Consider the following 10,689-nt stretch of genomic DNA (forward strand, 5'->3'; position numbering starts at 1 on the left):
GCGCCTGTCGAGATTGCTGACCTCTGCGAAATATACCCGGCCCCAACAGATCACACTCGCGTGATCAACCCACCTGGTGACCGTCGTCGGCCGATGAAAACGGGGCGAGGCCGGATGCCGAAGGCACGGGTCTCGCCCCGTTTTCGTTGGGCCACAGGGCCCGCGCTCGAGCGCGCCGAAGACGACTCAGAAGTCGGCGAAACCGTCGCCGACCTTGCCGTCGGCCTCGAGCGCGCGGTTGAGCGCGGACTCGACCTGAGCGGCGAGCTTGTCGAGCTTGTCGAGGGTGTCGGTCAGCTCGGTGGTGACGTTCTTGTGCGCGGTGTCGAAGTTCGAGATCGCGTTGTCACCCTGCAGGTTGTTGCGGAAATCCGAAGCGGCGCCCTCGAGTTCGTCGATTTCGCCCTTCATCTTCCCGCCGTAGGTCTGCAGGTCGCTGAACAGCTCGTTCATCGCCGCGGGATCGTAAAGAATGGTCATGAGCTCAGTTCCTGTTCGTGTCTGATGCGCGGTCAGAGGTTGGTGTAGCCGCCGCCACCGCCGGTGGAGCCACCGCCGGACAGGCCCTGGCCGTCCATGTTCACCAGGGTGGACTTACCGGTGTTCACGGCTTCGGTGAGGCGGTCGAACTTCTTGTTCAGAGCGTCGGCCTCGTCGTGCCAGGCCTGGGCGACCTTCACGAACTCGTCGGAGGCGTCACCCTTCCAGCCGCGGAGCACGGCCTGGGCCGCGTCGTCGATCTGGCCGACCGACGTACGAAGGTTGTTGATGGTGCCTTCGAGCTTGGAGACGACGCCGTCTACGCCGCCGGCTTCTACACCTACTGGTCCCTGAGGGGGCATGTGCCGAACCTTTCTTACTTGATGGTTGAAACGGAGGATGGCTACTCGGGCCGCCACCCCCCACCGGGAAGCCCCTCGAGGAGCGCACCGACTGCCTGGGTCAGGCGGTGGTCGGTGCCCGGCGTGATGGTCGACCACACCTGCCCGTCGGGCGCCGTCATCGGCGCCACGACGATCCGGCCGCGCGCGGTGTCGTACACCGCGACCGCGCCAGGGGCTTGGGTGGTCAGCCCGTCGTGGTGGACTCGGGCGACGATCTCGGTGTAGCCACGGCAGCTGCCGAAGGCCGCGCCGAGCACGGTCGCCTGATGCGCGTCGATACCGAGCGCGTACATCGCGTCCACGTACTGGGAAGTCGTCTCGGCGGCGTCGAGGCGCGCCGCCAGGTCGTCGGCCGCCACACTCACCGCGGCCACCTCGGCCGGCGCGCAGGTGGGCAGCGCGGCGAGCAGCAGGCGTGCGAGCTCACGGTCGGAGCCGTCGATGGAGTCGGTGGTGATCTCGAAGGTGGCGCCGGTGCGCACGGCGCTGGCATGGCCGGAACCGCGGCGCGCCAGGCAGATCCGTCGGCGGTCCTCGTCGCCGTAGCTGCGGGCGACGAGCTCGGCATCGGGTTGGGCCAGCGTGTAGAGGGCGCCGGCGAGGTCGGGCTCGACATCTCCGTAGGCGTCGAAGACTCCGAGGGCGGTGAGCTCGGCGACGGCGGCGTCCCTGGCCGCGCGCCAGGCGTCGAAGGTGTCCTGCTGCGGGCCGACCGCCAGGACCAGCGGCAGGGTCTGCACGCCGAGCCGGTCGGCGACGGCGAGCAGCGAGTCGTTGGTGAGGGTCGTCATGGGCGCCCCTCCGCGGTCGCGGTGCCGCCGGCCTGCGGCGCGGTACGTTCGGCGACACCGAGCACGGCGGGCGCGGCCTGGATCTCGCCCTCGGCGACCAGCTGATCGGACTCCTCATAGGCGATGCCCGCGCGGGGAAAGCGGGCGGCGGAATCCTGTGCGCCCGGCGCCATGGCGCCGGGAACGAGCGGCGCGGCCTGTCCGGCCGGGGTGGCCCCGGGTGCCTGCTGCGCGGTGGTGGCGCCGACCGCCGTGGCGGACTGGACGAAAACCGGTGCGCGGTAGGCGGTTTGCACCGGCGCGGGCATCGACGGAAGCGCGCCGAGGCCGATGGCGCCGAGACCCGGCATCGCCGCGGCGCCCGTGGTCGGGGTGGGGGTGCCCTGCCCTGATTGCTCGCCGACCAGCGCGGCTTCGGGCGCGATCGAGGGCGGCGGCGCGTGCAGCCACGGCGTCGCGAGCGGTTCGGTGGCGGCCTCGTAGCTGCGCATCACCCGGGAGGCGACGGCCTTGGCCACGTCGGCCTCGGCGTCGGTCTGCGCCGCGATCGCCTTGATCGGGGCGCCCAGGGCAGTACCGACCTGTTCCAGCGCCTGCTGCATCGCGGTGATGGCCGCGATGTCAGCGGTATTGGGCATCGCCAGCGTCGCCACCTCGTAGGCCATGACCTGGGCCTGCAGCCTCGCGGCATTGGCGGTCGCGGCGGCGGCGGTCTCGATCAGCCATTCGCGCAGCGTCGAGATGCGTTCCCACACTTGCTCACTGCTCCCGGACTTCCAGGAACCCCGCAAGGTCTGCAGCACCTGCTCGTAGTCGAGCACGGCCGCGCCGAAGGCCGCGGCGAGCCGCGTCCAGGCGGCGGCCGCGTCGGCCATCGGCATCGGGCCGGCACCGGTGGTGAGGTCGGTCGCGAGCTTGTCGGGCTCGCGGGCCTCCCACACCACTCCGGTGAAGCCGGGCTGCGGTGGTTCGATCATCGTCCGTTGAAGCCGCTGGTGTTGTCGGTTTCCATCTGGTCGAACTCGCTGACCTGCGCGCGCAGGGTGGCGGCGAGCTTGCTCATCTCGTGCGCGCCCGCCTCGGCGCCGGTCAGGTAGTCGTCGGCGACACCGTTGGCCGTGGTCGCGGCGCGCGCCGAGACCTCGTCGGTGCCCGCGGGCGCCACGTGCAGGGCCGGGGCGACCGCCGTCAGCTCGGTGGTGAGCCGGTCGGCGATGCCGTCCAGCGCCGCCGCGGCTTTGCTCGCCGCGGTCGAATCGAATTCGAAGGTGTTGCTCATCTGCCACTCCTGTCGTGGTGCCGCGTCACAGTGAGAGTTCTTTGTCCGGCGGCGCGTCGGTGACCACCGGTTCGGCGGCGCCGACGACCGGGGTCGCCACCCCCGCGATCTGGCCGACGACCTCGTCGCCGTGGTTGCCGGTGACCAGTTGCGAGTGCACGGCCTCGTTGCCGCCGCCTTCGACCGCGCGCGCCATCGGCATGCCCGCGCCCGCGCCACCCATCGGCATGTAGCCCGGCGACGCGCCGCTCGCCGACGCCGTGGTCATGTTCGCGCCGCCCGACGTGGTGCCCCCGCCTGCGACCGCGCCGGTGCTGCCGACCGTGGACAGGCCGCCGCCACCGCGACCGCCCTGCCACGGGCTCAGCGGCGAAGAGGCCGCGCCCGCGCCACCGATCGCGCCGACGCCACCGATCACGCCACCGCCGCCGCCCGCGCCACCGGCGGCCGCCAGCTCCTCGGCCGATTCCTCGCCGGTGCCGGCGATCTCGGTGCCGGTCGCGGTCGAGTCACCGGTGCCGGTGGTGCTGATCGAGAGCGAACTCACCTGCCCGGCCAGGGAACTCAACGACGACGCCGCGGTGCTCGCGGTGCTGATCAGCGGGGTGATCAGGCTCATCAGCTGGCTCAGCGAGTCGCTGCTCGCGTCGACGCCGGTCGGCGCGTTGGTCACCTGGACCTTCTCGCCGGCCTGGGTCATCTCGCCACTGCGCGCGACCATCTCGGCCTTGGTCTCGGCGGTGATGGCCAAGCCCTCGGCCATCGCCTCCATGGTCGCCGCGATCAGCACGGCCTGCCCGCCGGGCGTCGCCGCGTAGAGCGGAGCCAGTGCCAGGGTCGCCGAATAGCGCGCGATCACCGCGGCCAGCTTGGCGCCGCCGACCGCCACATTGCCCGCCGCGTGGGTGAGCACCGCTTTTTCCTGGGTGCTCTGGGCGGCGAGCTTGGCGCCGTCGGCCTGGGCGCTGGTCGCCTTGTTCGTGGCCTCGGTCGCCGCGGCGCTCTGCCACAGCTGCATGACCGTCTGCAGCGCGGTCGAGCCCAGCGACATCACCGTCTCCAGGACCGAGCTGATGTTCGTCAGGGCCTCGGCGGGATTGGTCGAGGTGCCCGAGGTCGAGGTGGTGCCGCCGAGCGCACCGGTGCCGAACGCCGACGCCAGGTCGGTGAGCGGGCGCATGAGTGCGGTCAGGTCGATCGTCGGCAGCGCGGGCATCTCGGGCAGCTGGATGAATTCGGGCAGCTGCGGCAGCTGCGGCAGCCCCATCGAGCTGAGTACCTGGCTCACCGGCTGATCGAGCATCGGCGCCAGCGAACTGCCGCGCAGCAGTTCGAGCACGGTCGGATCGACCGACGCCGTCGCGCCGGTCGAGTCTCCCCCTGGGTAGGTCATGGCTACTGATCGACCGCCGCGATGCCCAGCTTGGACGCGCCGTCGGCGCCCTCGTAGGTCGCGGCTGCCTGGGTCGCGGTGAGCGCGGTGCCCGCGTGCACCGCGGCCAGCTCCGCCATCGAGGTGAGGTGGTTGGCTTGCGCGTAGGCGAACGACAGCAGGAATTCCTGCCCGATCAGGCCGAACACCGGCACCGCGGCGGCCATGGTGGCGGCCTGGTCGACCGCTCCGGCCTGGGCGACCCCCGCCGCCATGGTGGCCGAAGCACCCGCGTACGCACGAACTGCATCGGGAACTACCGCAACGTGATTCATGGCTCTCGTCCAATCTCGAAACAGCCCATGGTGTTTCGTTACTTTATCTACCCGTCGGAAACCGGCGCCACACTAATCGGCGGTGAAGATCAGTTGAATCTCACGTGCCGGCTCGGTTGTAGGCCGTCACCAGCTCGGCGCGCTCGCCGAACGCGCGGTGCGCGGCGGCCTGCGCGGTCTGCGTCAGCACCCGCTCGAATTCGGCGGGTGAGAGCTTCGCGATCGCCCCGGTGAGCTCCAGGCCGACCAGCGCCCCCGCGCCGTCGACGGTCACCGTGACGGCGCCGTCGGGCGAAGTCTCCTGCGCCCGGATGTCATTGGTCGCGTCGGCCAGATCCTGCAAGCGGTAGAGCTGGCCCCGCACCTTCGCGATCAGCTCGTCCATGGTTTCGACCATCGCCGTGTCCTCCCCTCTCGCTCGCTAGACCGACCGTAGCCAGCTGTCGGGCTCGGTGTCGTATTCCTGCTCTTCGACGATCTCGGCCGCGGCCACCTCGGCTTCGGTGGGCAGCCCGGTCGCCGCCAGCAGCGCCGGATCGAACCCCGCTTCCGCCAGCTGATTCCGCCGCGCGAGCCCGGCCCGCTTGGCCGACTTCTGGCACAGCCGCAGGATCTCGGCGGCCAGATCACCCGGATCACGGCGCAGCTGGTCGCCGTCGACGGTGATCCCCACCGGCAAGCCCTGCTCGGTGGTGCGCACCACGATCGCCCCGGTCAACGACGCCGCGCTGAACTCGGTCGGAAACTCGTCCATCGCTCCCCCTCCCGTCTGGCCGACCATCACTACGCCCGATCATCCCTGATGGCTCTGACAACTTCCGCGATCTGGCTGTTGATCAGCGAAACCACCCGCCTGCGATCGGCACCGACCGCCACCGGCGGTGTGCCCGGCACGATCACATAGCGACCGTCGTCGGTCAGATCGCGCCAGCCGAGCCGCAATCTCACGATGCCACGCGGACCGAATCGAGACCAGCCCTGTTCGACATCGATGAAGCCGTCGCGGTCCAGACTCGCCTGCTGAAAGGTCTTCGTCTGCACCGCGGCGTCGTCGTCGTAATGCTGGACCAGGGAGCGGCCGTAGCTGCGGTCGAACTGGTCGTCGCCGGGTTCGTCGAGGGGAATCTCCCGACCGCGGCCGGGTTCGGCCGCGGGAAGCTGACCGGCGACAACATCACCGAGGGACAGCGCGTCGTGCCTGGTGACGACGAATCCGTCTGCGTGATACAGGGTTCTGCCCGGACGCTGACGCACCAGATAGCCGACGTCACCCTTGCGCACCGCGAGCATGCGCACCGAGAGCGCGGGATCGGTGAGCCGTTCGCCGCCACCGTACCCACGCACGATCACCCGGATATCTGGCTTGGTGAGCACGCCGATGATGTCGTCGAGCTCATGCCCCCAGCGCTGCCTGATCGCGATCCAGTCCTGGCGCAGCGCGAACTCCGCTTCGTCCGCCGAACACGGCTCGCTGGAGTGGATGAACGGCTCCGGCATGTACTCGGCTTCGAGACCGGCCCACAGCGCTTCGAACTCCGCGGCGGTGAATTCCCACGTGGGCGTCACTGTTCCACCACTGGTCTCGCGACGATCGGCGCGTCACCGATCGCTTCGTCCAGGTGCTCCACCGAGTCGAGGTAGTCGGCGCGCTTGTGCTCCTTCTGCTGACCCTGCCCACCGGCACCGGCACCGCCCATCGGCGCCATCGGCATGCCGCCCATCGGCGTGCCCGCGGCCGACGACGCGACGCCGGCCCGGAACGCGGACTCCATCCCGGTGGCTGCCGACGCGCGTGGGAACAGCTTGGAGGCGCTGTCCAGACTCGGTGAAAGCGGGGACGCACCCGCACCGGCACCGCCGCCCGCACCTGAGCCACCACCCCCGCCACCGCCTTTGCTCGCGGCGCTGAGTGCCTTCTTGGCTTGTTCCTGCAGCGAGCTGAGCCCGGCCGCGCTCGGAATCCCCGCGAGCGAACTCTGTTCCGCGGCGGAGGAAGCCTGTTCCAGCGCGGACTGCGCGGCGGAACTGGCCTGCTCGAGGCCCGATTGCAGGGCCGAGGTCAGCTGATCGGTCGAGGACGAACCAGAACCGGAACCGGAACCGGATCCCGTCGAGCCGTTCGAACCGAGCCCTCCGTTGCCGTTGGTGTCCGCGCTGCCGTTGCCCAACTGGCTACCGGACTGCTGTTGCTGCAGTTCGGCCATCGCCTTCTTGAACGCGGCGGAGGTGTCACCCGAGCCCGAACCCGAACCGCTGCCAGAGCCCGACCCGGAGCCACTGCCGCTGCCGTTCCCGGTACCGTTCCCGGTTCCGTTGCCGTCGCCGGTCCCGTTCCCGGACGTCGGCGCGGTCGGCTCGGGCAACGCGGCGATGTGACTCGAGGTTGCGTTGACGCCAGGAACGTAGGTCGCCATCAGCACATTCCGCGCGTTCTTCGCGGCCTCTTCCTTGGCGGCCTGCTCCTGGCTCGGCTGCACGGACGAGGGTATGTACAGCGTGCTGTCCAAGCCTTGTTTCGTCGCGGCAAGCCAGCCGGCCGCGTACTCCAGCGCGACAGAAATCTGGCCCATCTGCTCGATCAGCTTCTGGTTGCCTTCGTGGTAGGCGTTCATCGCCGCCCTGGCCCGGGTGGCACCGCCCGGGCTCGTCCAGTTCTTCGAACTGTCGCCGACCTTCGCGTTCAGGTCGTCGAAAGCTGGTTTCACCTGGTTCTTGAGCAGGGTCCAGTCCGCGGCCGCCGTCCGCAATCTGGCGGGCACGCCCTCGATGGAAACCCGGATCATGTTGAGCTGCTCATAGTTGTAGGAGCCAGGGTTCTCCGCGGTCACTTCGGCCGGATCGAAGTTCTTGCCATTGGTGAGCTCGTTCGGAATGTTCGCCGAGCCGGCGGCCGGCATGGGCACGAGCGGCGGAACCTTGGTGGTCACGCCGGGGAGGTACGGGGGTGCGCCCTGCGACACCGGAGGGAAGGCCGTGACAGGCGCCGAGGAGTTGACTTTGTCACCCTTGGACTTGCTCTGCTCGATGGTGGTGCGCAGCTGATTCATATCGACTTCGCTGGCGTTGTCGGCACCTTTGTAGCTCTTGGCCGCGTCCATGAAGGTGATGGCGACATCGTCGAGGATCGTCTGGTGCTTGCCGAGGACGGTCGCCAGCTCACCGGCCTTGTCCGAGAACTGTTTCGCCAGCTGCTGCCCCGAATCCAACGAGGAGAACCGGGCGAGTTGCCCGACGAGGTCGGTGGACTGCTTGACGGAGTTCACCTTGATCCGGGCATCGGTGGCCGCGTTCACCAGGTTCGGCAGCGCCGACGGCTCGAGGACCAGCGCACCGTCAGAAGCCGATGAGCGCAGGCCCGACCACTGTTGGGCCGCCGATGGTCCGGTCGGTGTCATGTCCGAGAGCCTCCCTGTCGTCCTGGATCACCGCCCCGCGCCCCGCCTGGCACCGCTCCCACGACACCGCCGATTCGCACGGCTTGCTAACGATTCTACGGTCTGACAGATGAATTCCGCATGTACAGCGACGATCCCGCCGGTGGCCGGGGCGCGAGCATCCGGATCACCAGCCCGCGTCGGTGGCGGTGCGCGAGGGATCGCGCGAGCCGTCCTCCTCGTCGGACGAGAGTCGTTCGCGGTCCGGCGAATTCGGGGGTTCGAGGGAAGCCTCGACCGGCTGCGGGATGGCGAATCCGTCCATGCCGTCGACCAGTTCGGTGATCTTGGGCAGGCGGGAGCGTTCGCTCTGGATCGGCGCCATCATCTCCTGTGTCCTGCGGGCGACCTCGGCCGCGGCCTGCTGGGCGGCCTCGGTGACGGCCTTGGCGATCTCGGTGTAGGTGAGGTCGTCGATGTCGGGGGTGAACTTGGTCTCGATCACCTTGTAGTCGGCGTTGACGGTGACCGTCACCCGTTTGCGCACGGTCGCGCTGGCGATGATCTTCGCGCGATCCTGCTGCACCTGCGCGATCGCCTTCATCTGCTTCTGCACCGTCTCGAAGATGTCGGCCATCTGCGCTTTGGCGTGTTCGTTGGTCATTGGTGATGTCCTCTCACTTCGCCAGGCCGACGGTGTGGGTGCCGAGCAGACCGGCGAGATTCAGCTCGAACCAGGCGGAATCGACGTTGTAGGCGTCGGCGGGGAAGACCCTGGTGAACGCTTCCCGCGCCACGGCAGCGCGCTCGGCGGCCTCGACCAGGCCGAGGACGGCTTCCTTCTGCGCCTGCGAAGCCTTCTCGCCGAGCAGGCCGGTGAGCACCTCGACGACGGTCCTGGTGTCCCACATGCCCGGCACGGCCGGGGCGAGCGCGTCGGCGCCCGGCGAGGCGCCGCGATACCAGCGGCCGCCCTCCCACCAGTAGCAGAAGGTGAGCAGGCCGTTCTCCGCGCGACGGTTGATCACCGGGGCGGCCACCCAGTCGGGGGCGCCCTGGTAGAGGGCCGGCATCGGTAGGTCCTTGTTGTAGACGGCGTCGAGTTCCGGTGCGTTCCATACTCCGCCGGAGAGCACCGCGCGATCGCCGGGCAGCAGGCAGAGGGTGGAACCGCTGAACTTCGAACCCTCGAAAACGTGGAACGCGGGAGTCACGCGCGGGCCCCACTTGGAGCCGACCGCCACGAACGCCGCGGCGATGAGCGCCCATCGGCGGGCCATCAGGTCGAGCGCGGGAAACTCCACGTCCGGCGCGGAGCCGATCGGGTTGCGCCCCGCGGCGGCGTCGGCGCGCGCCTGCTCGGCGGCGGCGAGTGGACCGCGCAGCTGCCGGTTCTCGTGGTGGATGTAGGCGGCCAGCCAGATGGGCAGCCGGTCGCGCGGGTAGATCTCGATGTCGGTGCGGTACACCGTGGGTGGGAAGAGCTGGTCGTCCGGGAACGGCTCGTCGCCGTAGTCGAAGTCGACGTCCATCCGGCCCGCGTTGGTCAGGGTGAGCAGGTAGCGCCACCACGGCCCGTCGCCCATCGTCGCGGACACGTGCCGATGCTCGCGCAGCAGGTCGAGCAGTTCCGGGCTCGGGAACACCCGCGCGAAGCGTTCCTGCTCGTCGTGGAAGACGACCATCGACACCTCGGCCGCCGCGGTCATCGCGAACGACGCCTCGACCTTGGTCCAGCCGGGCGGGCCCAGCGCCGCCAGTGTTTTGGCGATCCGATGGCTCAGCGCGGCGGCACGCTCGGGTATCCCGCCGTCGTCGGCCACCACCGTGGTGAGGGTGAATCCGACATCGGGATCCCCGGCCAGCTCGTCAGCCACTGCGTAACTCCTTTGCCTAATCCCGGTTCTCGCCGTACCGCGCGATCACGGCACCTGCCTCGTCCCATACGGTCCGGGTGAGCAGGGCGCCGTCGGGACCGAAAACGGTTTCCTCCTGGAGGTTCCCGCTCGGGAACCAGGTGCGCCACCGGCCCACTTGGCGCCGGTCGGCGTATTCGCCGGAGTAGCGCGGGGTTCCGTCGAGGTACCAGCCACGGATCGGTCCCTCGCGGTGGCCGTCGGTGTAGGTGGACAGCTCGGTGACGGGGCTGCTCGGCGTGGGTCGGCTGAACTCCTGGCCGGTGAACGGCTCGTCGCGGTAGAACATGCGGTCCTGCTCGTCGTCCCAGCGCAGGCCGGGATCGTCGGCCGCGACCGCGTCGGCGGCAATGCCCTTGCGGGTGCGCTCGTCCTCGAATTCGATCAGCTCGCCCGCCTCGTTCCAGCGCGAATGGGTGAGCAGGGTGCCTTCGATGTCGTAGACGTCCTCGAGCCGACGGGTGCCGTCGGGGAACCACTCCTGCCAGGTGCCGACAGGCCGGTTGCGGTAGAACTCGCCGTTGTAGCGCATGGTGCCGTCGGGGTACCAGCCGGACCAGTCGCCGTCGCGTTCGCCGTCGTCGTAGCTCCAGTACTCGCGCCAGGTGCCGTCGGCACGCGTCGTGATCACCGCGCCGCTGTAGGGCTCGCCCCGATACGACAGCGTGCCGGTCGCCGCGTCGATCACCACGTCCGGATCGCTCAGTTCGATCGGATCGTCACTCACCTGGGAAACCT

At 69.5% G+C, this 10,689-nt stretch carries 14 protein-coding genes; all 14 read right to left on the bottom strand.

Going from position 1 to position 10,689, the window contains the following annotated elements; all coding sequences use genetic code 11:
• Window positions 1-186 precede the first annotated feature (186 nt).
• The gene (locus AB0H56_RS09905; RefSeq protein WP_022567327.1) at window positions 187-480 is read right to left on the bottom strand and encodes a hypothetical protein; all 294 of its coding nucleotides are present in this window, start codon (window positions 478-480) and stop codon (window positions 187-189) included.
• Window positions 481-512: 32 nt separating this feature from the next.
• The gene (locus AB0H56_RS09910; RefSeq protein WP_110037155.1) at window positions 513-842 is read right to left on the bottom strand and encodes a WXG100 family type VII secretion target; all 330 of its coding nucleotides are present in this window, start codon (window positions 840-842) and stop codon (window positions 513-515) included.
• A 41-nt stretch (window positions 843-883) separates the two neighbouring features.
• Window positions 884-1,675, bottom strand: a complete 792-nt coding sequence (locus tag AB0H56_RS09915) for an ESX secretion-associated protein EspG (RefSeq protein WP_357159909.1) — start codon at window positions 1,673-1,675, stop codon at window positions 884-886.
• On the bottom strand, window positions 1,672-2,652 hold the full coding sequence (locus AB0H56_RS09920; protein WP_357159912.1) for a PPE domain-containing protein: 981 nt from the start codon (window positions 2,650-2,652) through the stop codon (window positions 1,672-1,674). Before AB0H56_RS09920 ends, AB0H56_RS09915 begins: the two co-directional genes overlap by 4 nt.
• Entirely contained in the window at window positions 2,649-2,954 is a 306-nt protein-coding gene (locus tag AB0H56_RS09925) for a PE family protein (RefSeq protein WP_110037158.1), read from the bottom strand. The genes AB0H56_RS09920 and AB0H56_RS09925 overlap by 4 nt, the downstream gene beginning before the upstream one ends.
• A gap of 25 nt (window positions 2,955-2,979) precedes the next feature.
• Window positions 2,980-4,347, bottom strand: a complete 1,368-nt coding sequence (locus AB0H56_RS09930) for a hypothetical protein (RefSeq protein WP_357159916.1) — start codon at window positions 4,345-4,347, stop codon at window positions 2,980-2,982.
• A 2-nt stretch (window positions 4,348-4,349) separates the two neighbouring features.
• Window positions 4,350-4,661 carry a type VII secretion target gene (locus AB0H56_RS09935; RefSeq protein ID WP_280345105.1) on the bottom strand — a complete coding sequence of 104 codons (312 nt, stop codon included), beginning with the start codon at window positions 4,659-4,661 and terminating at the stop codon, window positions 4,350-4,352.
• A gap of 100 nt (window positions 4,662-4,761) precedes the next feature.
• A complete protein-coding gene (locus tag AB0H56_RS09940) occupies window positions 4,762-5,058 on the bottom strand; it encodes a YbaB/EbfC family nucleoid-associated protein (protein WP_357159920.1) in 297 nt (98 codons plus the stop codon).
• A gap of 24 nt (window positions 5,059-5,082) precedes the next feature.
• Complete coding sequence (locus AB0H56_RS09945) at window positions 5,083-5,415, bottom strand: hypothetical protein (RefSeq protein WP_357159923.1); 333 nt, start codon at window positions 5,413-5,415, stop codon at window positions 5,083-5,085.
• A 29-nt stretch (window positions 5,416-5,444) separates the two neighbouring features.
• On the bottom strand, window positions 5,445-6,227 hold the full coding sequence (locus AB0H56_RS09950) for an ESX secretion-associated protein EspG (RefSeq protein ID WP_357159926.1): 783 nt from the start codon (window positions 6,225-6,227) through the stop codon (window positions 5,445-5,447).
• Window positions 6,224-7,954, bottom strand: a complete 1,731-nt coding sequence (locus tag AB0H56_RS09955) for a hypothetical protein (protein WP_357159929.1) — start codon at window positions 7,952-7,954, stop codon at window positions 6,224-6,226. The genes AB0H56_RS09950 and AB0H56_RS09955 overlap by 4 nt, the downstream gene beginning before the upstream one ends.
• Window positions 7,955-8,222: 268 nt before the next feature.
• Window positions 8,223-8,699, bottom strand: a complete 477-nt coding sequence (locus AB0H56_RS09960) for a YbaB/EbfC family nucleoid-associated protein (protein ID WP_357159932.1) — start codon at window positions 8,697-8,699, stop codon at window positions 8,223-8,225.
• A gap of 13 nt (window positions 8,700-8,712) precedes the next feature.
• Window positions 8,713-9,912, bottom strand: a complete 1,200-nt coding sequence (locus AB0H56_RS09965; RefSeq protein WP_357159935.1) for a hypothetical protein — start codon at window positions 9,910-9,912, stop codon at window positions 8,713-8,715.
• A 16-nt stretch (window positions 9,913-9,928) separates the two neighbouring features.
• Window positions 9,929-10,678, bottom strand: a complete 750-nt coding sequence (locus tag AB0H56_RS09970) for a hypothetical protein (RefSeq protein ID WP_357159938.1) — start codon at window positions 10,676-10,678, stop codon at window positions 9,929-9,931.
• Window positions 10,679-10,689 lie beyond the last annotated feature (11 nt).

Source organism: Nocardia sp. NPDC050717, assembly GCF_040654275.1.
Lineage (GTDB): Bacteria > Actinomycetota > Actinomycetes > Mycobacteriales > Mycobacteriaceae > Nocardia.